This is a genomic window from Nonomuraea sp. N2-4H (genome assembly GCF_045291505.1).
Lineage (GTDB): Bacteria > Actinomycetota > Actinomycetes > Streptosporangiales > Streptosporangiaceae > Nonomuraea > Nonomuraea fastidiosa.
Window position 1 is genome coordinate 4,859,159 of record NZ_CP147987.1, and the last position, 22,854, is coordinate 4,882,012.

18 protein-coding genes and 2 pseudogenes are annotated in these 22,854 nt (G+C 71.1%); 8 read left to right on the top strand and 12 right to left on the bottom strand.

The genetic code is table 11. The annotated features are described in order from the left end of the window. Window positions 1–63: 63 nt before the first annotated feature. From mihF to pyrR, 9 genes and pseudogenes are all read right to left on the bottom strand, one after another. Window positions 64–387, bottom strand: coding sequence for an integration host factor, actinobacterial type (mihF, locus tag WBK31_RS22340; protein WP_055503120.1), 324 nt, complete (start codon window positions 385–387; stop codon window positions 64–66). Window positions 388–1,600: 1,213 nt separating this feature from the next. Further along, a complete protein-coding gene (gene pyrF / locus WBK31_RS22345) occupies window positions 1,601–2,293 on the bottom strand; it encodes an orotidine-5'-phosphate decarboxylase (RefSeq protein ID WP_364057509.1) in 693 nt (230 codons plus the stop codon). A gap of 34 nt (window positions 2,294–2,327) precedes the next feature. Further along, window positions 2,328–3,305, bottom strand: coding sequence for a dihydroorotate dehydrogenase (locus WBK31_RS22350; protein ID WP_364054961.1), 978 nt, complete (start codon window positions 3,303–3,305; stop codon window positions 2,328–2,330). Beyond that, window positions 3,295–4,160 (bottom strand): annotated as a pseudogene (locus WBK31_RS22355) (dihydroorotate dehydrogenase electron transfer subunit). The gene WBK31_RS22350 and the pseudogene WBK31_RS22355 overlap by 11 nt, the downstream one beginning before the upstream one ends. 23 nt (window positions 4,161–4,183) lie before the next feature. Continuing rightward, on the bottom strand, window positions 4,184–7,483 hold the full coding sequence (carB, locus tag WBK31_RS22360) for a carbamoyl-phosphate synthase large subunit (RefSeq protein WP_406673076.1): 3,300 nt from the start codon (window positions 7,481–7,483) through the stop codon (window positions 4,184–4,186). Then, a complete protein-coding gene (carA, locus tag WBK31_RS22365; protein ID WP_406673077.1) occupies window positions 7,470–8,576 on the bottom strand; it encodes a glutamine-hydrolyzing carbamoyl-phosphate synthase small subunit in 1,107 nt (368 codons plus the stop codon). The genes carB and carA overlap by 14 nt, the downstream gene beginning before the upstream one ends. Next, window positions 8,573–9,859, bottom strand: coding sequence for a dihydroorotase (locus WBK31_RS22370; RefSeq protein WP_364054970.1), 1,287 nt, complete (start codon window positions 9,857–9,859; stop codon window positions 8,573–8,575). The genes carA and WBK31_RS22370 overlap by 4 nt, the downstream gene beginning before the upstream one ends. Further along, complete coding sequence (locus tag WBK31_RS22375) at window positions 9,856–10,773, bottom strand: aspartate carbamoyltransferase catalytic subunit (RefSeq protein WP_364054973.1); 918 nt, start codon at window positions 10,771–10,773, stop codon at window positions 9,856–9,858. The genes WBK31_RS22370 and WBK31_RS22375 overlap by 4 nt, the downstream gene beginning before the upstream one ends. After that, window positions 10,770–11,351, bottom strand: a complete 582-nt coding sequence (gene pyrR, locus WBK31_RS22380) for a bifunctional pyr operon transcriptional regulator/uracil phosphoribosyltransferase PyrR (RefSeq protein ID WP_364054976.1) — start codon at window positions 11,349–11,351, stop codon at window positions 10,770–10,772. Before pyrR ends, WBK31_RS22375 begins: the two co-directional genes overlap by 4 nt. A gap of 237 nt (window positions 11,352–11,588) precedes the next feature. On the opposite strand from pyrR, the gene WBK31_RS22385 reads away from it, so the two are divergent. From WBK31_RS22385 to WBK31_RS22415, 7 genes and pseudogenes are all read left to right on the top strand, one after another. Then, window positions 11,589–12,833, top strand: a complete 1,245-nt coding sequence (locus tag WBK31_RS22385) for an arginine deiminase (RefSeq protein WP_364054979.1) — start codon at window positions 11,589–11,591, stop codon at window positions 12,831–12,833. 24 nt (window positions 12,834–12,857) lie between these two features. After that, entirely contained in the window at window positions 12,858–13,865 is a 1,008-nt protein-coding gene (gene argF / locus WBK31_RS22390) for an ornithine carbamoyltransferase (protein WP_406673078.1), read from the top strand. Between the two features lies 1 nt (window position 13,866). After that, a pseudogene (locus WBK31_RS22395) lies at window positions 13,867–14,379 on the top strand (carbamate kinase); the annotation flags it as partial. A 124-nt stretch (window positions 14,380–14,503) separates the two neighbouring features. Next, on the top strand, window positions 14,504–14,803 hold the full coding sequence (locus WBK31_RS22400; protein WP_406675519.1) for a hypothetical protein: 300 nt from the start codon (window positions 14,504–14,506) through the stop codon (window positions 14,801–14,803). Between the two features lie 9 nt (window positions 14,804–14,812). Beyond that, window positions 14,813–16,234 (top strand): amino acid permease, encoded by a 1,422-nt coding sequence (locus WBK31_RS22405; RefSeq protein ID WP_364054988.1) that lies wholly within the window; start codon window positions 14,813–14,815, stop codon window positions 16,232–16,234. Then, the gene (locus WBK31_RS22410; protein WP_364054991.1) at window positions 16,235–17,101 is read left to right on the top strand and encodes a universal stress protein; all 867 of its coding nucleotides are present in this window, start codon (window positions 16,235–16,237) and stop codon (window positions 17,099–17,101) included. 302 nt (window positions 17,102–17,403) lie between these two features. Further along, entirely contained in the window at window positions 17,404–17,898 is a 495-nt protein-coding gene (locus tag WBK31_RS22415) for a transcriptional regulator (RefSeq protein WP_026214021.1), read from the top strand. A 1,291-nt stretch (window positions 17,899–19,189) separates the two neighbouring features. On the opposite strand, the gene WBK31_RS22420 is transcribed toward WBK31_RS22415, so the two are convergent. From WBK31_RS22420 to WBK31_RS22430, 3 genes are all read right to left on the bottom strand, one after another. Continuing rightward, window positions 19,190–19,636 carry an SAV_6107 family HEPN domain-containing protein gene (locus tag WBK31_RS22420; RefSeq protein ID WP_364054994.1) on the bottom strand — a complete coding sequence of 149 codons (447 nt, stop codon included), beginning with the start codon at window positions 19,634–19,636 and terminating at the stop codon, window positions 19,190–19,192. A 1,069-nt stretch (window positions 19,637–20,705) separates the two neighbouring features. Next, window positions 20,706–20,897, bottom strand: a complete 192-nt coding sequence (locus WBK31_RS22425) for a ferredoxin (protein WP_364054997.1) — start codon at window positions 20,895–20,897, stop codon at window positions 20,706–20,708. Between the two features lie 6 nt (window positions 20,898–20,903). Further along, the gene (locus WBK31_RS22430; protein WP_406673079.1) at window positions 20,904–22,103 is read right to left on the bottom strand and encodes a cytochrome P450; all 1,200 of its coding nucleotides are present in this window, start codon (window positions 22,101–22,103) and stop codon (window positions 20,904–20,906) included. 95 nt (window positions 22,104–22,198) lie between these two features. Between WBK31_RS22430 and WBK31_RS22435 the strand changes: the two genes are divergently transcribed. Further along, on the top strand, window positions 22,199–22,804 hold the full coding sequence (locus WBK31_RS22435) for a TetR family transcriptional regulator (protein ID WP_364055003.1): 606 nt from the start codon (window positions 22,199–22,201) through the stop codon (window positions 22,802–22,804). Window positions 22,805–22,854 lie beyond the last annotated feature (50 nt).

The following is a 22,854-nucleotide window of genomic DNA, read 5'->3' on the forward strand; positions in this document are numbered from 1 at the left end:
GACCAGGACCTCTCGGTCACTTCCTACCCCCCGTTGAACCCGCGTTTTCGTGTGGAACAGAGATTAGCTCTCGTTGCCACCGAACTCGCGCTCGAGGGCAGCCCTCTGGTTCGCACCGAGGCCCCGCACGCGACGGGACTCGGCGATGGCAAGCCGCTCCATGAGCTGCTTGGCACGGACCTTGCCGACACCGGGGAGCGATTCCAACAAAGCCGACACCTTCATCTTGCCGATGACGTCGTCGGTCTGCCCATCCTTGAGCACCTCAGCCAGAGAAACCGCGCCATGCTTGAGCCGGTTCTTGACCTCGGCACGCTCTTTACGGGCCTTGGCAGCCTTCTCCAGGGCTGCGGCGCGCTGCTCAGGGGTCAGGGGAGGAAGAGCCACGCCGGGTCACCTCGAATTTCTGTCGATGTACTCGGACGGGAAGGGAAACTAGCTGGTCATCGCCCCCTAAGCAACGTCAAGAGCCGTTTCTCTCGCGACAAAATCCACTTCATCACTCTCCGTAAGGGTAAAGTCACCCTACGCTGATCAAATCGCCCTCACATCCGCCTACGCGCGTCGGCTCGCGCCGCTGTCGCGAAACGCAACGAAGATCGATTTCGAGACACCCTTCGATGTCCGAAACCCCCGCCGCACCTGGGCCGAAACCCTTTTTCGCGATCTTGCGCACGGCCCTGACGGATGCCTTATGATCTTGTTAGCGCGGCCCTTCCGGGCCCTCGGTGCGCCGTCCTCACACCCCGGCCGTTCCACCCCCGTGCGACCGTTGCGGTGAGGAGCCGCTCCGGGGTTCGTACGGGTGCCGTCGGCTTCCGTTCCATGCGGCGGCCGAAGGCGGCCGGGTCGGCCTCGCGAACGCCATCGGCACCATGTGCACAGCGCGGCGCCGTTAGGCGAACGCGGGCGACGCCTACGTTCGGTCCCTTGGGGTGCTCGCAAGGCACGCGCAGTACTCGCCCACGCGCAGTGCCCGGCGCGGCCGAGTAGACGCACGGCCGCCGAGTGGACGCACGGCCGAGTAGGCGCAGTGCGAACGCGCCGCACGGAGGGCGGACCCGCCGCAGATGCGGCACTCGCGCATCGCGCGCGACAAGGACGTCGCAGCACGCCGGCCACGCCACGGAGCAGGCGACACCTGCGCCAGGCGCGGCGGCACCAAGCACACGACGTCCGCGCCCCACGAGCGAGCCTGCGCCGCCGCCCAAGGACAGTGCCCGTGCCAGGCAGGCGGCCGATGATGCCCATGCCGCACGGACGCAGCCAATGCCCTCCCAGACCAACGCCTCCGTCACGCCGGGCCGGCCGCCCACGCGACAGCGACACCCGAGGTGGCACCCGTACGTCAAAGGCCCCGAGGCGTGCGTGGCACTGGCGTCGTGCGGACGGGCGCTCACGCACGCATGGAGGCAGCGCCGCACGGAAGCACGCCGCGCGGGGACGGCACCCACACCGCACGCACCCACGGCGCACCGGAGGCCGGCAACCTACGCCGCACACACACCCGCGACGCCCGCGGTCGCCGCCCAGGCCGCGCGCCACACGCCCGCAGCACCCGGACGAGACGGCACCCCCGTACGGCGGCCCAGACCCCGCGTCAGGATGCCCGGCGCAGTGAGGCGGCGATCGCCGCGGCGGCGGCCCCCGGGTCGGGTGAGGCGGTGATGGGGCGGCCGATCACAAGCAGGTCGGCCCCGTCGGCGAGCGCCCGTTCGGGCGTGGCGACCCGCTTCTGGTCCTGGGTGTCGGCGCCGGCGGGCCGGACGCCGGGGGTGATGAGCGTGATGCCGCCGCCGACCTCGGCGCGTACGGCGGCGACCTCGTGCGGCGAGCACACCAGCGCGGTGGCGCCGGCCTCGACCGACAGCGATGCCAGGCGGCGTACGGCGTCGTCGGCGGGCCCGGCGAGCCCGATGCGCTCCAGGTCGGCCTCGGTGAGCGAGGTGAGCACGGTGACGGCGGCGATCTGGGTGTGCGGCGCGGACTCGACGGCCGCCTTGATCATGGCGGTCCCTCCGGCGGCGTGCACGGTGAGGATCGCGGGACGCAGCCGGGCCACGGCCCTGGCGGCCCCGGCGACGGTGTTGGGGATGTCGTGCAGCTTGAGGTCGAGGAAGACGTTCACGCCGCTCGCGCCCTGCACGGAGGCGATCACGTCGGGCCCGTAGCGCAGGTAGAGCTCCAGGCCGACCTTGACGGTGCTGACGTGCGGGGTGACCAGGGCGGCCCAGCGCGCGGCGGTCTCCAGGTCGGGTGCGTCGAGAGCGACGGCGATGGGTGCGGGGGTCAAGGGCGTCAAGGCGTGCTCTCCAGGCGCTCGGGAGTCAAGGCGTGCTCTCCTCGATGTCTACCAACAGGTGCCGGGGTGCGCTCCCCGGCGGGCGGTGGGCGAGGCCGACGGCGTCGGCCAGCCGCTGGAAGCCGCGGGCCCGCAGCAGGTCCTCGAGCTCGCGTTCGATGCGCAGGCAGGCGTACGGGTCGTGGAACAGCGCCGTGCCCACCCCGACCACGCAGGCGCCTGCCAGCACGAGCTGGAAGGCGTCCCTGCCGGTCATCACGCCGCCCATGCCGATCAGCGGCACGCCGGGAAGGGCCGCGTGGACCTGCCAGACGCAGCGTACGGCCAGCGGCAGGATGGCCGGCCCCGACAGCCCGCCGGTGACGGCGGCGAGCGAGGGGCGCAGCGCCTCGGTGTCGATGGCCATGCCCAGCGGGTTGTTGATCATGGAGAGCGCGTCGGCGCCGGCGTCCACGCAGGCGCGGGCGACGGCGACGATGTCGGCCACGTCGGGCGCGAGCTTGGCGACGACGGGCACGTCGTAGCGCATGATCGAGCGTACGGAGGCGATGACCTCGGCGGCGGCGCTGCCCTCGCGGGCGAAGACGCGTCCGCGGTCCTCGATGTTGGGGCAGGAGAGGTTGACCTCCAGCGCGGTCACGCCGGGCGCGTCGGCGAGCCTGCGGGCCAGCTCGGAGTATTCGGCGACGGTGCCGCCGCCGATGGAGACGATGGTCTTGATGCCGCGCTGGGCCAGCCAGGGCAGCTCGCGTTCGAGGAACGCGTCGATGCCGGGCCCTTGGAGCCCGACGGCGTTGAGCATGCCGGAGGGCGTCTCGGCCATGCGCGGCGTGGGACGGCCCGCGCGCGGCGCCATGGTGATGGACCGCGTGGTCAGGGCGCCGAGCCGGTGCAGGTCGAAGAACTGCGCCAGCTCGCGGCCCGACGAGGCGCATCCGGCGGCCGTGGTGATGGGGTTCGACAGCTCCACGTGCGCCAGAAAAGTCCGCATATCAACTGACATGTCGTGCACCGCCCCCTGGGGCGCCCAGCGCGTCGAACGGGATCGTTCCCACGTCCTCGAAGCGCACCCGCTCCCCCGGAACACCGGCCCCTCGGCGCACGCCCTGACCATCCTGGTCGAGCCGTCGTCGCCGATGACGGGCAACACGCACGTCATGCACACCCCGATGCCGCAGGCCATCGACTCCTCGACGGCCACCTGCACCGGGATGTCGAACTCCATCGCCACCGCCGTCACCGCCCGCAGCGTCTCCATGGGCGCGCAGGCGTAGACGACGTCGGCCATGGTGTCGGTGATCACCGACGGCAGCGCGTCGGTGACCTTGCCGCGCAGGCCGAGCGACCCGTCCTCGGTGGTCAGCGTGGTCGTCTCGGCCATCCTGCGGGCCCGCATCGCGCCGAACACCCGCTCGGCGCCCGCGCCGCCCAGCACGAAGTCGACCCGGCAGCCGCGCGCCAGCAGCGCGTCGGCCAGCGGGAACAGCACGGCAGAGCCGTACTCGGCGCCCACCAGCACGCAGTTGACCGGGTCGCGCGGCAGCGGGAACGGCCGCCCGAGCGGCCCGACGAGGTCGAGCGTGTCCCGGGCGCGCCGCTCCGCCAGCCAGGCGGTGCCGGGGCCGCGCGTGGTGAAGACCAGCTCGACCGTCCCGCCGTAGTCGGACTTCACGTCATGGATGGACAGCGCGCGGCGCGTCACCATCGACGTGTACGCCCCGCCGACCGCCACGGAGACGAAGTGGCCGGGACGGTAACGCTCGGCGATGCCGGGCGCCACCACCGTCAGCGCATGGTAGGCGTCGACCCGGCGCGTCGTGAGCACCGTGCCCGTCACCTGCACCGGTGTGCCGGCCAGTCGTCTTCACCTCCCGTGCGGGGTCATCCCCTGATTGCCTGTGCGTGCTCCTGAAGGGACCGTACGCCCACATCGCCGCGCACGATCGCCTGGATGCCCGCCGCCGCGGCGGCCAGCCCCGACACCGTGGTGATGCACGGGATGCCGCGCAGCACGGCGGCCGTGCGGATCTCGTAGCCGTCGAGGCGCGGCCCCGACTGCCCCGGGCTGCCGAACGGCGTGTTGACGATCAGGTCGACCTCGCCGTCGAGAATGGCCTGCACGCTTGTGGGCTCACCTCCGGGACCCGCTCCCTCGCTGTGCTTTCGCACGATCTTGGCATGGACGCCGTTGCGGCGCAGCACCTCGGCGGTCCCCTCGGTGGCCAGGATCTCGAACCCGAGATCCGCCAGCGCCTTCACAGGGAAGATCATCGCACGCTTGTCCCTGTTGGCCACGGATACGAAGGCGCGTCCCTTGGTCGGAAGTTCGCCGTAGGCCGCGGCCTGCGACTTGGCGAAGGCGATCCCGAAGAACTCGTCGATGCCCATGACCTCGCCGGTGGAGCGCATCTCCGGCCCCAGGACGGTGTCGACGCCCCGGAACCGGTTGAACGGCAGCACCGCCTCCTTGACCGCGATCGACGACTCCAGCGGCAGCGTGCCGCCGTCGCCGGTGGCGGGCAGCATGCCCTCGGCGCGCAGCTCGGCGATCGACGCGCCGAGCATCACCCGGGCCGCCGCCTTGGCCAGCGGCGTGGCCGTGGCCTTGGACACGAACGGCACGGTACGGCTGGCGCGCGGGTTGGCCTCCAGGACGTACAGGACGCCGGCCGACATGGCGTACTGGACGTTGAGCAGCCCGCGCACGCCGACGCCCTGGGCGATGGCCCTGGTGGCCTCCCTGATGGCGGTGATGTCGGCGCTGCCCAGCGTGATGGGCGGCAGCGCGCACGCCGAGTCGCCGGAGTGGATGCCGGCCTCCTCGATGTGCTCCATGACGCCGCCGAGGAACAGCTCCTCGCCGTCGTAGAGCGCGTCGACGTCGATCTCGATGGCCTCGTCGAGGAACTTGTCGATGAGCACCGGGTGACCGGCCCCGTCGGGCTGCTCCTGGGCCGCCATGTACGCGGTGAGCGTCTCCTCGTCGTACACGATGGCCATGCCGGCCCCGCCGAGCACGTAGGAGGGCCGCACGAGCACCGGGTAGCCGATCTCGGAGGCGATCTCCCGTGCCTCGGCGACGGTCAGCGCGGTGCCGTGCCTGGGCGCGGGCAGCCCGGCCTCGGCCAGCACCCGCCCGAACGCGCCGCGCTCCTCGGCCAGGTGGATCGACTCGGGCGAGGTGCCGACGACGGGCACGCCCGCGTCCTTGAGCGCCTGCGCGAGCCCGAGCGGCGTCTGCCCGCCGAGCTGCACGATGACGCCCGCGACCGGGCCTGTCTGCTGCTCGGCGTGCACGACCTCCAGGACGTCCTCCAGGGTGAGCGGCTCGAAGTAGAGCCGGTCGGAGGTGTCGTAGTCGGTCGAGACGGTCTCGGGGTTGCAGTTGACCATGACGGTCTCGAACCCGGCCCTGGACAGCTCGAACGAGGCGTGCACGCACGCGTAGTCGAACTCGATGCCCTGGCCGATGCGGTTGGGCCCGGAGCCGAGGATGATCACCTTCTGCCGCTCGCCGTACGGGACCTCGCTCTCCTCGTCGTAGGTCGAGTAGAGATAGGGGGTCTTGGCGGCGAACTCGGCGGCGCAGGTGTCGACCGTGTTGTAGACCGGCCGCAGCCCGAGCGCGTGGCGCAGGTCGCGCACGCGGGCCTCGTCGATGCCGCGGATCTCGCCGATCTGCACGTCGCTGAACCCGTGGCGCTTGGCCCGCTCCAGCACCTCGGCGGTCAGCTCGGGCGCGGCGGCGACGGCCTCGGCCTCCTCGTGCAGCAGGAAGAGCTGGTCGATGAACCACGGGTCGATGCTGGTCGCCTCGTGCAGCTCCTCGGGCGTGGCGCCCGCCCTGATGGCCTGCTGCATCGTGCGCAGCCGCCCGTCGTGCGGCGTGCGGCAGGCGGCCAGCAGCTCGTCCTTGGGCCGCACCTCGCCCGCCCAGGTGAAGGAGGAGTCCTTCTTCTCCAGCGAGCGCAGCGCCTTCTGCAGCGCCTCGGGGAAAGAGCGGCCGATGGCCATGGCCTCGCCGACCGACTTCATATGAGTGGTGAGCGTCGGGTCGGCGCCGCGGAACTTCTCGAACGCGAAGCGCGGCACCTTCACCACGATGTAGTCGAGCGTCGGCTCGAAGGAGGCCGGGGTCTCCTTGGTGATGTCGTTGGGGATCTCGTCGAGCGTGTAGCCGATGGCCAGCTTGGCGGCGATCTTGGCGATCGGGAAACCGGTGGCCTTGGAGGCGAGCGCCGACGAGCGCGACACGCGCGGGTTCATCTCGATGACGATCATGCGGCCGGTGCGCGGATCGACCGCGAACTGGATGTTGCAGCCGCCGGTGTCCACGCCGACCTCGCGGATGACCGCGATGGCGACGTCGCGCATGTTCTGGTATTCGCGGTCGGTCAGGGTCAGCGCGGGCGCGACCGTGACGCTGTCGCCGGTGTGGACGCCCATCGGGTCGATGTTCTCGATGGAGCAGACGATGACGACGTTGTCGGCCTTGTCGCGCATGACCTCCAGCTCGTACTCCTTCCAGCCGAGGATGGACTCCTCCAGGAGCACCTCGGTGGTCGGAGACGCGTCGAGCCCGGCGCCTGCGATGCGGCGCAGGTCGGCCTCGTCGTAGGCGAAGCCGGAGCCGGCGCCGCCCATCGTGAACGAGGGCCGCACGACCAGCGGGTAGCCCAGCTCGGCGGCCGCGGCCAGGCACTCGTCCATGCTGTGGCAGATGGCCGACCTGGCCGACTCGGCGTTGAGCCCGTGCTCGCGGGCGACCTTGGCGACGATCTCCTTGAACCGCTCGCGGTTCTCGCCGGCCTGGATCGCCTCGAAGCCGGCGCCGATCAGCTCGACGCCGTACTTCTCCAGCACGCCCGACTCGTGCAGGGCCACGGCCGTGTTGAGCGCGGTCTGGCCGCCCAGCGTGGGCAGCAGCGCGTCGGGCCGCTCCTTGGCGATGATCTTCTCGACGTACTCGGGGGTGATCGGCTCGACGTACGTGGCGTCGGCGAACTCCGGGTCCGTCATGATCGTCGCGGGGTTGCTGTTGACCAGGATGACGCGGAACCCCTCGGCCCGCAGCACCCGGCACGCCTGGGTGCCGGAGTAGTCGAACTCGCACGCCTGGCCGATCACGATCGGCCCAGAGCCGATCACCAGGACCGACCTGATGTCCTCACGCTTGGGCACGGCTCATGACCTCGCAGAACTCGTCGAAAAGATAGGCAGCGTCGTGCGGGCCCGCGGCGGCCTCGGGGTGGTACTGGACGCTGAAGGCGCGCCCGTCGAGCAGGCGCAGCCCCTCCACGCAGCGGTCGTTGAGGTTGATGTGGCTGACCTCGGCCGGCCCGAACGGGGTCTCGAACGGCCCGTCGAGCGGCGCGTCGACCGCGAACCCGTGGTTGTGGGCGGAGATCTCGACCTTGCCGGTGCGCACGTCCTGGACCGGCTGGTTGACGCCGCGGTGGCCGTAGCGCAGCTTGTACGTCGACAGCCCGAGCGCCCTGCCGAAGAGCTGGTTGCCGAAGCAGATGCCGAAGAACGGCACCTTGGCCTGCAGCACCTGGCGCAGCGGGGTGACGTCGGCCGTGGCGGGGTCGCCCGGCCCGTTGGAGAAGAACACGCCGTCGGGGCGCACCGCCATGATCTGCTCGAAGGTGGCGTCGGCCGGCAGCACGTGCACCTCGCAGCCGCGCTCGGCCATGCGCCGCGGGGTCATGCCCTTGATGCCGAGGTCGACGGCCGCGACCGTGAAGCGCCTGGTCCCGATGGCCGGCACGACGTACGGCTCCTTCGTGGCGACCTCGCGCGCCAGGTCGGCGCCCTCCATGCCGGGCGAGCGCCTGACCCGCTCGACGAGCTCCTCGACCGGCGCGTCGGGGGCGCTGAAGATGCCGGCCCGCATGGCGCCGCGCTCGCGCAGGTGGCGGGTGAGCGCACGGGTGCCGGAGATGGCGATCCCGACCACGCCGTACTCCTTGAGGTAGTCGTCGAGCGAGCGGTTGGCCCGCCAGCTCGAGACGATCCTGGACGGCTCGCGCACGACGTCGCCGGCCACCCAGACGCGGCCCGACTCGGGGTCCTCGTCGTTGACGCCGGTGTTGCCGATGTGAGGGGCCGTCATGGCGACGATCTGCCGGTGGTAGGACGGGTCGGTCAAGGTCTCCTGGTAGCCGGTCATACCGGTGTTGAAGACCATCTCGCCGAACGTCTCGCCTTCGGCGCCGTACGGAGATCCGTGGAAGACGCGGCCGTCTTCCAGGACGAGCACCGCTGTGTTCAAACCAGCTTCCCTTCGAGTACGGTCGGCCTGCCGCGCAGGAACGTGGCCACCACGCGTCCGGGCAGCGTCATCCCCTCGTAGGGGGTGTTGCGGCTCTTGGACGCGAAGGCGGACGGGTCGACCTCCGTGCGCACGGACGGGTCGTACAGCGTGATGTTGGCCGGCTCGCCCACGGCGAGCGGCCGTCCCTGACCGGCCAGGCGGCCGATGCGGGCGGGCGCGATCGACATGCGCTCGGCCACACCCGCCCAGTCGAGCAGGCCCGTGTCGACCATGGCGGCCTGCACGACGCTGAGCGCGGTCTCCAGGCCGACCATGCCCATGGCCGCCGCGCTCCACTCGGTCTCCTTGTCCTCGACCGGGTGGGGCGCGTGGTCGGTGGCCACGATGTCGATGGTGCCGTCGGCCAGCGCGGCGCGCAGCGCCTCGACGTCGGCGCGGGTGCGCAGCGGCGGGTTGACCTTGTAGATGGGGTTGTAGGCGCCGACCGGCGAGTCCTCCACGAGGTCGTCGGTGAGCAGCAGGTGGTGGGGGGTCACCTCGGCGGTGACGTTCCAGCCCTTGGACTTGGCCCAGCGCAGGATCTCGACCGAGCCCGCGGTGGAGACGTGGCAGACGTGCAGCCGGGAGCCGACGTGGGCGGCCAGCAGGCAGTCGCGGGCGATGATCGCCTCTTCGGCGACGGCGGGCCAGCCGGTCAGGCCGAGCCTGCCGGAGACCTCGCCCTCGTTCATCTGCGCGCCGGCGGTGAGCCTGGGCTCCTGGGCGTGCTGGGCGACGACGCCGTCGAACGCCTTGACGTACTCCAGGGCGCGGCGCATGAGCACCGCGTCGTCGACGCAGTGGCCGTCGTCGGAGAAGACGCGGACGCGGGCCGCGGAGTCGGCCATCGCGCCCAGCTCGGCGAGCTGCTTGCCCTCCAGGCCGACGGTGACGGCGCCGACCGGGTGCACGTCGCAGTGGCCGAACTCGCGGCCGAGCCGCCAGACCTGCTCGACCACGCCGGCGGTGTCGGCGACGGGCGAGGTGTTGGCCATGGCGTGCACGGCGGTGTAGCCGCCCCTGGCGGCCGCCTGGGTGCCGGTCTGCACGGTCTCGGCGTCCTCGCGGCCGGGCTCGCGCAGGTGGGTGTGCAGGTCGACGAGGCCGGGCAGCGCGATGGCGCCGCCGCCGTCGACGACCTCGCCGTCCTTGAGACCGGTGCCGATCTCCGCGATCACGCCGTCGGCGATGCGGATGTCGGCGGGCTCGCCGCCCAGGATCCTGACGTTTCGAATGATCATGCGGTCTCTCCCCCGAGCAGCAGGTACAGGACGGCCATGCGGATGGTCACGCCGTTGGCGACCTGTTCGACGATCGTCGAGCGGGCCGAGTCGGCCACCTCGGCGGCGATCTCCATGCCCCGGTTCATCGGGCCGGGGTGCATGACGATCGCGTCGTCGGGCATCTTGGCGAAGCGGTCGCGGTCGAGGCCGTAGCGGCGGGAGTACTCGCGCTCGCTCGGGAAGTACGCGGCGTTCATCCGCTCCTTCTGCACCCGCAGCATCATCACCGCGTCGGACTTGGGCAGCACGGCGTCGAGGTCGTAGGAGACCTCGCACGGCCAGCTGCCGACCGAGACGGGCAGCAGCGTGGGCGGGGCGACGAGGGTGACCTCGGCGCCGAGGGTGTGCAGCAGCAGCACGTTGGAGCGGGCGACCCGGCTGTGCAGCACGTCGCCGACGATGGTGACCTTGCGGCCCTCGAGCCCGCCGAGGCGGCGGCGCATGGAGAAGGCGTCGAGCAGCGCCTGGGTGGGGTGCTCGTGGGTGCCGTCGCCGGCGTTGACGACACTGCCGCGCACCCAGCCGGCCAGCCGGTGCGGCGCGCCGGAGGCGCTGTGGCGGATGACGACCGCGTCGGCGCCCATGGCCTCCAGGGTCAGCGCGGTGTCCTTGAGCGACTCGCCCTTGGACACGCTGGAGCCCTTGGCCGAGAAGTTGATGACGTCGGCCGACAGCCGTTTGGCCGCCGCCTCGAAGGAGATGCGGGTGCGGGTGGAGTCCTCGAAGAAGAGGTTGACGACCGTGCGCCCGCGCAGCGTCGGCAGCTTCTTGATGGAACGTTCCGAGACTCTCGCCAGCTCCTCGGCGGTGTCGAGGATGAGGAGGGCGTCGTCCTTGGTCAGGTCTCCCGCGGAGATGAGGTGCCGCTTCACCGGGAACCCCCCTTCACGAGCAGCACGGCGTCCCGGCCGTCGGTCTCCTCGAGGTAGACCTTGACCTTCTCGCTCTTGGCGGTGGGGAGGTTCTTGCCGACGTAGTCGGCGCGGATGGGCAGCTCGCGGTGGCCGCGGTCGACCAGCGTGGCGAGCTGCACGGCCGTGGGGCGGCCGATGTCGTTGAGCGCGTCGAGCGCGGCGCGCACGGTGCGGCCGGAGTAGAGCACGTCGTCGACCAGCACGACGACCTTGCCGTCGATGCCGTCGGCGGGGACCTCGGTGTGCCCCAGCGGGCGCACGGGGCCGCGCCGCAGGTCGTCGCGGTGCATGGTGATGTCGATCGAGCCGACGGGGATCTTCAGGCCCTCGAAACGCTCGATGCGCTCGCCGAGCCTGCGGGCCAGCGTGACGCCGCGCGTGGGGATGCCGAGCAGCACGACGCCGTCGCCGCCCTTGGTGCGTTCGAGGATCTCGTGCGCGATCCGGGTCAGCGCCCGGTGGATGTCGGGGGCTTCGAGAACCGCCCGGGAGTCTCCCTTATGGCCGGGCTCCCTGGTATCGGGTTCTGCGGACATGGCGAAGCTCACCACCTTTCCCGCCTCACGGGACGGGTCTTAAAAGGGTGTTGGTCGGACACACAGTATCAGGGGCTACCAGCTACAACGTGCGCACCCTCCCGGGCGGCGCGATCTCCCTGATCAGGTAATTTCCCGGCCTCGCCGGTGTCGGAGCGGTCCGCGCGGGGCACAGGACCCGCGCGCGGCGGCGGGCGTACGGGCGTGAGGCCGGCCGCCGGAGGGGATGGATCGAAGATGACCTTTCATGTTGACAGCGAGGTCGGGCGCCTGCGGCAGGTCCTGCTGCACAAGCCCGACCTGGCGCTCAAACGGCTGACCCCCACCACCAAGGACGCCTTCCTCTTCGACGACGTGCTGTGGGTGCAGCGGGCCGTCGAGGAGCACGAGGAGTTCCAGCAGGTGCTCACCAGCCGCGGCATCCGCGTCCACCTGCTGTCGGACCTGCTCAGGGAGACCGTCGAGATCCCCGAGGCGCGCAAGCACATCCTCGACGCCGTGGTGGACGAGCGCTGGCTCGGCCCGGTCGCGATCGACGACGTGCGCAACACCCTCGACGGCATGGACCCGGCCACCCTGCAGGTCTATCTGACGGGCGGCATCACCAAGCGGGAGCTGGTCGAGCTGGGCTGCAACCCCAAGGCGCTGACCTTCCACACGCTGGCCGACGACGACTTCGTGCTGCCGCCGCTGCCCAACCACCTGTTCACCCGCGACACCTCCTGCTGGATCTACGACGGCGTGTCCATCAACGCGATGAAGAAGAAGGCGAGGATGCGGGAGACGGTCAACATGGAGGCCGTCTACATGTACCACCCGACGTTCGCCGACGGCTTCAACCGGCCCGAGCAGGGCGGCTACCACTGCTGGATGCCCGGCAGGGCGGTGGCGCCGGCCACCATCGAGGGCGGCGACGTGCTGGTCATCGGGCGGGGCGCGGTGCTGATCGGGATGAGCGAGCGCACCCAGCCGCAGGCGGTGGAGATGCTGGCGCAGCGGCTGTTCAGGGCCGGCTCGGCGAGCCGCATCGTGGCGCTCGACATGCCGAAGGCGCGGGCGTTCATGCATCTCGACACCGTGATGACGATGCTGGACGTGGGGGTGTTCACCAAGTACGCGGGCCTCGGCATGCTGCCGGCGTACACGATCGAGCCCGGGGAGACGTCCAAGGAGCTCAAGGTCACCGACCATCCCCCTGAGGACATGCACAAGGCGATCGCGCACGCGCTGGACCTGCCGGACATCACGGTCCTGACGGCCACCCAGGACGTCTACGCCGCCGAGCGGGAGCAGTGGGACGACGGCTGCAACGGGCTGGCGATCGAGCCCGGCGTGGTCGTGGCCTACGAGCGCAACGCCACCACCAACAACTACCTGCGCGACAACGGCATCGAGGTGATCACGATCAGGGGCAGCGAGCTCGGCAGGGGGCGCGGGGGGCCGCGGTGCATGAGCTGCCCGCTCGAGCGTGACGCCGTCTAGGGGAATCCGGGGGGACACCGACCGATGGCATTCGACCTGCGCAACCGCAGCTTCATCAAAGAGCTCGACTTCACACCGGGCGAGCTCGGCCACCTGGTGGAGCTGGCGGCCGAGCTGAAGGCCGAGCGACGCGCCGGCACCGAGCGGCCGCGGCTCACCGGCCGCGCCGTGGCGCTGGTCTTCGGCAAGACCTCGACGCGTACGCGCTGCGCCTTCGAGGTGGCGGCGTACGAGCAGGGCGCGCACACCACCTACCTGGGCCCCGGCGACTCGCAGCTCGGGCACAAGGAGTCGGTCGCCGACACCGCGCGGGTGCTGGGCCGGATGTACGACGGCATCGAGTATCGCGGCGGCGACCACGCCGACGTCGAGGAGCTGGCGGCGCTGGCCGGAGTGCCGGTGTGGAACGGGCTGAGCGACTCCTGGCATCCGACGCAGACGCTGGCCGACGTGCTGACCATGAAGGAGCACGCCGGCCTGCCGCTGCGCGAGGTGTCGTTCGCCTACCTGGGCGACGGGCGCAACAACATGGGGCACTCGCTGCTGGTGACGGGCGCGATGTTCGGCATGGACGTGCGGGTGGTCGCCCCCAAGGCGCTGTGGCCCGACGCCGGGCTCGCCGTGGGCCCGGCCGAGGAGCTGGCCGCGGCGACGGGCGCGCGGATCACGGTCACCGACGACGTGATCGAGGGCGTCAAGGGCGTGGACTTCCTCTACACCGACGTGTGGGTGTCGCTGGGCGAGCCCGCCGAGGTGTGGGACGAGCGGATCAAGCTGCTGCTGCCGTACCAGGTGAACGACGCCGTGGTGCGGGCGACGGGCAACCCGTCGGTGCGGTTCATGCACTGCCTGCCGGCCTTCCACGACCGGCGCACCAGGATCGGCAGGGAGATCTTCGACAGGACCGGACTCGACGCGCTGGAGGTGACCGGCGCCGTCTTCGACTCGCCCCGCTCGATCGTCTTCGACCAGGCCGAGAACCGGCTGCACGCGGTCAAGGCCGTCATGGTCGCGACGCTGGGGAGCCGCTGAGATGCGGGTCATCGTGGCGCTCGGCGGCAACGCGGTGCTGCGGCGCGACGAGCGTCCCGACGCCTCCACGCAGCTCGCCAACGTCCGCACCGCGGTCAGGACGCTGGCCGGGCTGGCCGGGCGGCACGAGCTGGTCATCACCCACGGCAACGGGCCGCAGGTGGGGATGCTGGCCGTGCAGAGCGCCTCCGACCCAGGGCTGAGCCGTCCTTATCCGTTCGACGCGCTGGGGGCGCAGACGCAGGGCCTGCTCGGCTACTGGATCCAGCAGGCGCTGCAGAACGCGCTGCCCGGCCGCCAGGTGCTCGCCATGGTGACGCAGACCCTGGTGTCGGCCGTCGATCCGGCGTTCGCGGCGCCCTCCAAGTTCGTCGGGCGGGCCTACGACCGCGAGGAGGCCGAGAAGCTGGCCGCCGAGCACGGCTGGACCGTCAAGCAGGACGGCGGGCAGTGGCGGCGCGTCGTGCCCTCACCCGCCCCGCAGCGCGTGGTGGAGACGCGGCTGATCCGGCGGATGATGGGCGAAGGCGTGATCGTGGTGTGCGCGGGCGGCGGCGGCATCCCCGTCGTGCGCGACGAGCGCGGCCTGGCTGACCGGCGTCGAGGCGGTCGTCGACAAGGACCTGACGACCGCGCTGCTGGCCGAGGCGCTCGACTGCGACGCCTTTCTCGCGCTGACCGACGTGCCGCACGTCCTGCGCGGCTTCGGCACGCCGGCCGAGAGCCCGATCCGCCACACCACGCCCCACGAGCTGCGCGCGCTCGACTTCCCCGCCGGGTCCATGGGGCCGAAGGTCGAGGCGGTCTGCCGCTTCGTCGAGACGACCGGCGACATGGCCGCGATCGGCAGACTTGACCAGGCACAACGCATACTCGACGGCACGGCGGGAACGATCGTGACGCCCAACGGCAGGTGGCCGCTGACGAGCACGCTGTAGGGGGCGCGCGTGACACTGGCCCGACGGCTTCTGCGTACGAAGCCGACAGGTCGCATCGTGGCCGAGGGCGGTCACGGCGAGGGCGGCGAGCTGCGCCGCACGATGTCGCTGTGGCAGCTCACGCTGTTCAGCGTGGGCGCCACACTCGGCACGGGGATCTTCGTGATCCTCGGGCAGGCGGTGCCCAAGGCGGGGCCCGCGGTGGTGCTGTCGTTCGTGCTCGCGGCGGTCACGGCGCTGTTCTCCGCGCTGTCGTACGCCGAGCTGGCCGGGACGATCCCGGTGGCCGGCTCGTCCTACTCGTACGCGTACGCGACGCTGGGCGAGCTGGTGGCCTGGATCTGCGGCTGGTGCCTGATGCTGGAGTACGCGGTCTCCGTGGCGGCCGTGGCGGTCGGCTGGGGCGAGTACCTCAACGCGTTCCTGGACTCGGCGTTCGGGTTCGCGCTGCCCGACGCGATCACCCGCTCCCCCGGCCAGGACGGCGGTGTGGTGAACGTCACCGCCATCGTCATCGTGCTGCTGGCCACCTGGCTGCTGCTGTACGGCGCGTCCGAGAGCGCCACCGCCAACGCCGTCTTCGTGCTCATCAAGGTCGCGGTGCTGGCGTTCTTCTGCGCGGTGGCGTTCACCGCTTTCGACTCGGGCAACCTCGCGCCGTTCGCGCCCATGGGGCTGGCCGGCATCACGGCCGCGGCCTCGCAGGTGTTCTTCTCCTACATCGGCTTCGACGCCGCGTCCACCGCAGGTGAGGAGGCCAAGAACCCCAAGCGCGACCTGCCGCTCGCGATCCTGCTGTCACTGCTCATCGTGACCATCGTGTACGTGGCGGTGGCCCTGGCCGCGATCGGGGCGATGCCGTGGCAGGACTTCGACCCCGAGGGCACCGAGGCGAGCCTGTCGCACATCGCCGATCTGGCGTTGGGCGCCACCTGGCCGGGGCTGATCGTCTCGTTCGGCGCGGTCATCGCGATCGCCAGCGTCGTGCTGACCGTCATCTACGGCCAGACCCGCATCCTGTTCGCGATGTCGCGCGACGGCCTGATCCCGCGCGTCTTCCAGCGGGTGAACCCGCGCCGCCAGGTGCCGGTGCTCAACACGCTCATCGTGGCCGCGTTCATCTCCCTGCTGGCCGGGCTGGTGCCGCTCGGGCAGCTCGCCGAGGCGACCAGCATCGGCACGCTGTTCGCCTTCGCCATCGTCAACGTCGGCGTGCTCGTGCTCCGCTACCGCAGCCCCGAGCTGCCGCGCAGCTTCAAGACGCCGCTGTTCCCCGCCACGCCGGTGATCGGCGCGATCCTGTGCGTCGTCGTCATGGCGGGGCTGGCGGGCGTGACGTGGCTGGCCTTCGCGCTGTGGATGCTCGTCGGCCTGATCTGTTACTTCCTGTACGGCTATGGCCATTCGCGGCTGAATGCCGAGGTGTCCTGAATGAAGCTCGACGACGTGCTGGCCGGATACATGCCGGGTCCCCGCGGGAACGACGGGCTCGCGCTGGCCGTGCTGCTCAAGCGGCAGGCGCACGCCAGGCTGTCGGTCGCGTACGTGCGGCCGCCCGCGGTGACCACGCCGGGGCCCGCGCGGGCCGAGGAGAGCGCGTGGCTGGCGTACCTGCGCGAACAGGCCGACACCGCGCTCGCCCAGGCCCGCGAGCTGGCCGGCGAGGACGCCGACTACGTGGTGACCGCCCATCGCGGCAGCGGGCGCGGCCTGGTGGAGCTGGCGCGCAGGCGCGGCGCCGACGTCGTGGTGATCGGCCCGGCCCCGGGCGGCGGCAAGGGCCGCATCAGCCTGGGCAGCACCGCCGACCAGTTGCTGCACTCCTCCTCCGTCCCCGTCATGCTCGCGCCGCGCGGCTTCGCCGACGCGCCCCCTGCCGCCTTCGACCGGGTGACGCTCGCCTACCGGCGCGGCCCCGGCTGCGACCAGGCGGTCAAGGTCGCGGCCAGGACGGCGGCCACGCTGGACGTGCCGCTGCGCCTGGTCACGCTCGTGCTCAGCAGCGGCAGGCGGGCGAGGATCGAGGAAGAGATGCTCGTACGCCTGCGCGACCAGGCCGCGGCCGACCTGCGCGCGGCGGCGCGCGGCCAGCGGCGACGCTCCCCCGTGGAGGTCGAGGTGCTGGAGGGCCGCAACGTGGCGCAGGCGCTGGGCGCGGCCTCGTGGCTGCCCGGCGAGATGATCATATGCGCTTCCAGCGACACCGGGCCACTCAGAAGGGTCTTTCTCGGCGACACCTCAATCAAGATCCTCAAGGCCGCCACCCGTCCCGTCATGATCTTGACCAGGCAACCCTGACCTGGTGTCGATTCCTCGTCAAACTCTGACGAAGTACTGTTACCAGCGCGACATGAGGGGCGATTGTGGCGATCCCTACCGGACCGGATTCGGCATCTTTTTTCCAATCAGCTTGACCTCAGGCGCCCACCCCTTTACCGTCACTGTGCGTAACCACACCGCGCGGCGTTCTGGGGTAAACCCAGGGCCATGGCTACCGATGGTGCCGAGCCCGGCACCAGACCCCCCGGTGGCCCGGGCATACGCCGCAAGGGAGCACAATCTACTGAGAGCGATACATACGAGAGCCGGGGGGCCACACCATGCCGTCTGAGTACGCAAAGTCGCTGGGTGCACGACTCCGCGCCATCCGCACCCAGCAGGGCCTGTCCCTGCATGGAGTCGAAGAGAAGTCTCGTGGCCGGTGGAAAGCCGTCGTCGTGGGGTCGTACGAGCGTGGCGACCGCGCTGTGACCGTGCAGAAGCTTGCCGAGCTTGCCGACTTCTACGGGGTGCCCGTCTCCGAGCTGCTGCCGGGCGGTGCCGCCCCCAGCCCGCTCGGGCCGACGCCCAAGCTTGTGATCGACCTGGAGCGCCTCGCCACGCTGCCGAAGGAGAAGGCCGGCGCGCTCGCCCGCTACGCCGCCACCATCCAGAGCCAGCGCGGTGACTACAACGGCAAGGTGCTGTCGATCCGCCAGGAGGACCTGCGCTCCCTGGCGGTGATCTACGACAAGTCGCCGAGCGAGCTGACCGAGGAGCTCATCAGCTGGGGCGTTCTCGACGCCGAGGCCCGCAGGGCCGTCGAGTCGTTCTGAGCCCTCCGCGGTCCCCGGACCGGCGCCGGGGCCCGTACGGCTTCCGAGGCTGTCTCCCTCGGGCCTGACGGTCCCCGGTCTTATCGGCCGGGCATCGCGGGGGCACCGCTTGCGAGGTCACCCGCTCACTGAAGGCTCGCCGTCCCGCGGCGGGCCTTCAGCACGATCTGACGCGCCCAGAACGCCGCAGGGCTCGCGCACCCCAGGGATGGCGTTGAAGGGCTGGGCCGGCCGTGAACGCCCGCCAGCGCCCACGGAGGCCCGCGAAGGGCCGGTGTGACCGGTCACCGCCCACGCACCCGGCAAGACCCACAAGGAAAAACCGGCACCGGCGGACGAAGAGCCGGCGACCGCTCTTCGAGTGGACCGCCACCCCCTGACCGCCTGCACGACCAGGCCCAACTCGCGACGAACCCCGGCCGCCACCGCCCGCACCCGCCGGGCGACCGCCCGCCGCGCACAACGGCGACGTGCCGAGGTCACATGAAGAGGCGGGCGGGCTTCGCGGGGTGGAGAGCCGCAAACAGAGCGAGCCATGGCGGCCGAGCCGGCCTGGCAGCCGACCGTACAAGCCGAGCAAGCTCCTCCCCATGCGCCTCGCCTGCGGCGAAAAGGATCCGTCTCCGGCGTGGAAGGCGGAAGAAGACACCGCAACGGCAAGAACGTCCCTACGGCGCGCCATCCGATCCGGTCGCCGCGACGGCAGGAACTCGCTCTACGCCGCGCCGTCCGCCCAAGTCGCCGCAGGACAGACGCGCATCGTCGTCGGCGAGGTGACGTCGGCTTCCCCGTGACAGAAGCCCGTAGCCCGTCCGCCGTAGCAGGGCCGGCCGGGGCTGCCGCAGTGCAACCAGCCCGAAGATCCGGGCGGAAATCCCCGCTCGGAGGAACCATCATCGGCGCGAGGCGCCGTCAGATGCCCTAGACGGCGAAACCCGCCGCAATACTCCTCCGGACAGGCCGCCCGCACCACAGAAGAGCACGTCGTTGGCGGTGGAGCAACGTCGAGGCTCCTGCGACGGAATCCCATGCCCGCATTGAGGCCGGCGGGGCTGCCGCAGCGCAACTGAACTGGAACTGCCGTAGCGCGACCGAACCCGGGCCACCGTGGCTACAGTAACTTGTCCGGCGACCCGTTCGCCTTCGCGGGAGTGCGCCGGGGCTGCCGCTGCGCCGACGGACCAGGTACGCCGTGGGCGGGGGAAGTTCGTCTCCCGTGGCGCGGTCAGGTCGGCCGCCGTGGCGGGATGACATCAGTCCGGCCCGGGTGGGAGGGGCCGGTGAGGAGGGGTCAGCCCGCCAGTGGGACGTCCACTGGCAATTGGGGCTGGCCCGGTACGCCGAGCAGGTCTTCGACCGTGCAGACGAAGGTCTCGGCCTCGGCGAGGATCTCGTCGGCGTCGGCCTGGCTGACCCGCCGCACCATGCCCGCCTCGGCGGCGGCGCGCTTGGCGGCGGTCGTCGTGAAGTAGGCGGCCCACTCGGCCAGCTCGGGCTCGACCTCGGGAAGCTGCTCCCACGCGCTGCGCAGGCGCCGCCTGCGGCCCTCCATGGGCCGGGGATGGGCGGCCAGGATCGCCGCCGCCGCGCGCAGCGCCGCCAGGTGGGCGGCGACGTAGCGCGATGCCGGGGTGCGAGCGGCGCTCGCCTCCGCCAGGCAGGAACGGGAATCGGTCAGGTGTGCCCGAACCGCAGGCGACAGCCGGGGCCCGGGCGTTTCTCTAGGCCGTGGTGCCATCTTGCGCGCCTCCTTTGGAGTCGTGGGCGGCGCCGGCGTCTCCGCCGGTGGTGACAACAATCGCAGACGCCACCGACATTTCCGCCGGGCCGGCCGGACGAGGAGCTTCCCCTCTCCCCGTCCGGCCAGGACACGCCCACTCGCCTCCGCCGACGACGAGGACGTGCCCTTCGCCCAGGGAGCCTGGCCGCGGGGGGCTCGCTGGGGTAGCGACGTCCGCGACCAGGCCCGTGTGACGTTGAGCCGCGAGCCTCACCGTCACTAGGTCGAACATAATTTCGATCACGCCACGTTGTCAACCGGTTCGCGAACAAAGGTTCGATGACCTTGAAGTGACGGATGCGTACCCACACGAAGACGTGGAGGGCGCGTACCCGCTCGAAAACGCGCGTCCGCAGGAAAAGCCGCCGCCGTGGTGACGGCGGCGGTGTGGTGGTGTCGACGTGACGGCGATGACGGCGTCACGGCCGCGGCGCACGGTGCCCGAGGCTGTGAGGACCCCGGAGCGGTCAAGTTCCCTGTGGCACGCGCTCCGAGGAGCAGCACCCGTGCGACACGCGCGCCAGGCGACTGGCCACCCCGGCGACACCCGAGCCAAGAACAAGCCTCATCCCCGCCCGGCGCGCACTCTCCGGACCAGCCCCGCACGTCACGCACGCCAAGCGACCGGCCGCGTCCAGCGCGGCGCACATGCGAACGTGGCGCCGCAGCCGGTCGGGCCGTCAGAGCGGAGCGGGAAGGTCCGTGCAACGGCAGGCCCGTGAAGCGGCGCTGCGCCGGCGTCCACGCCCGCGTAGCGGCGCCCGCGCCCGCTCACACGGCATCCAACCGACCCACGGCCCCCTCCCGCGGCGTCCAACCGATCCACGGTCCGCTCCCGCGGCGTCCAACCGATCCGCGGTCCGCTCCCGCGGCGTCCAACCGATCCGCGGTCCGCTCCCGCGGCGTCCAATCGATCCGCGTCCGCCCAGCGGTGCCCGACCGATGATCCGCGCCCACGAGAGCGGCAACCGAGATCCGCGCCTTCGCATAGCGGCGCCGAGCCGACATCCGGGGCCCGCCCGGGGCCTCACTCGATCGAGATGGCTCCCGATGGGCACAGGGTCACCGCGCGCCGCACGGCGTCCTCCAGATCCGCAGGCGGCACATCCTGCAACAGCACGACCGTGCCTTCGTCCTCGCTCTGGTCGAAGATCTTGGGCACCGTCAGCGCGCACATGCCCGCCCCGATGCACACCGATTCGTCTGCCTTGATTTTCATGGTGACCTACCAAGTGACAGGGAGGCGGTGCACTCCATAGATCGACATGTTCGAGCGCATCGGCACCTCCTCGGGTGTTACCGCCAAGCGTAGGCCAGGCAGCCGCCGCAGCAGCGCAGGGTAGGCGATGCGCATCTCCGTACGGGCGAGCTGCTGACCGAGGCACTGGTGGATGCCGTGGCCGAAGGTCAGGTGGCCGCAGGCGGGCCGGGTGAGGTCGAGGTGCTCGCCGTCGGGGAAGCGCGCGGGGTCGCGGTTGGCGGCGGGCAGGTGGAGGGTGACGGCCTCGCCCGCCTTGATCGTGACGCCCTCGATCTCGACGTCCTGGGTCGCCGCGCGGACCGGGCCGAGGTGGATGATCGTCAGGTAGCGCAGCAGTTCCTCGACGGCGTTCTCGGCCAGCGAGGGGTCGTCGCGCAGGAGGGCGAGCTGTTCGGGGTTGGTGAGCAGCGCGTACGTGCCCAGCCCGAGCATGTTGGCGGTCGTCTCGTGCCCGGCGACGAGCAGCAGCACGCCGACCCCGGTGAGCTCCTCGTCGTTCAGCTCCCCGCTTTGGACCAGCCCGCTGAGCAGGTCGTCGGCCGGCTGCTCGCGCTTGCGCTGGATGAGCTCCATCAGGTACGCCCAGATCCGCCCCAGCGCCGCCACCGCGTCGTCGGCCCCGGCGTCGAGGTCGAAGAGCGTCCTGGACTCCCTCTGGAACGTCTCCCTGTCCTCGTACGGCACCCCGAGCAGCTCGCAGATCACCAGTGACGGGATCGGCAGCGCGAACTCCTCCACCAGGTCCACCGGCCCGCCCTTGGCCTCCATGGCGTCGATGCAGTCGTTGGTGATCTCGGTGATGCGCGGTTCGAGCATCTTCATCCGCCGCACGGTGAACTGCCCGGTCAGCAGCTTGCGGTAGCGGGTGTGCTCGGGTGCGTCCGTGCGCAGGAAGAACCCCGGCGGCAGCTTGAAGTCGCGTTGAGCGAGTTCCAGCCGGGTGGAGGCGATCGGCGGGTGTTGCGTCTCCGGGCGGTTGCTGAAGTGCGGGTGGGCGAGCACGGCGCGGGCGGCGGCGTAGCCGGTGACGAGCCAGCCCAGGTGGCCGTCGGCGTACTTCATGCGGTGGATCGCCCCGTGCCGGCGCAGGCCGGCGACCTCGTCCGGTGGGTCGAGCGGACGCTGGCGGGTCATGGACAAGGTCAGCGCGGACGTCTCGGTCATGGTCGGCTCCTTTCCTTCGCTCCCCTCCAGAAAACCTCAACGAGTGCAAAAATGCAACGAGTGAAAAGAATAATCCGGTGCACTATAGTTCGGCCATGGTCGAAGGTCTGCGCGAGCGCAAGAAGCAGCGCACCCGCCAGGCGCTGATCCAGGCGGCGCTGCGGTTGTTCGAAGAGAAGGGGTACGAGGAGACGACGCTTGCGGAGATCGCCGCGGAGGCCGAGGTGTCCACGCGCACGTTCTTCAGCTACTTCGCCAGTAAGGAGGACGTGCTCTTCTTCGACTCCCAGCAGCGGCTCGACAGGGCGATGACGCGGCTGGCGGCCAAAACGCCCGACCAGACGGTGGCCGACCTGCTGCGGCAGTTCCTCGAGGACAGCATCGAGCAGGTCATCACCGGCACCGGCACGTACGACGCCGCGGCGCTGCGGGCGCGGCTGGTGCTGACCGTGCCGTCGCTGCAGGCGCGGGCGCTGCACCTGCTGCTCGACAGCCAGCTCACCCTGGCCAAGGCGCTGCACGAGGCGTTCCCCGACCGGCTGAGCCTGCAGGACGCGGGCACCGCCGTCGGCGCGCTGATCGGCGCGATCATGGTGACGGTGATGACGAGCGTCGACGAGGGCAAGCCGATCGACGAGATCATCGCGGCCGTACGCAGGGCAGGGGATGTCACGATCGCCGGGCTGGGCTCGCTCGGCTAGCGCGATCCGGTGAGAAGCTGTCTCCCGGAGGCCCGGACCGACGAGCGGGA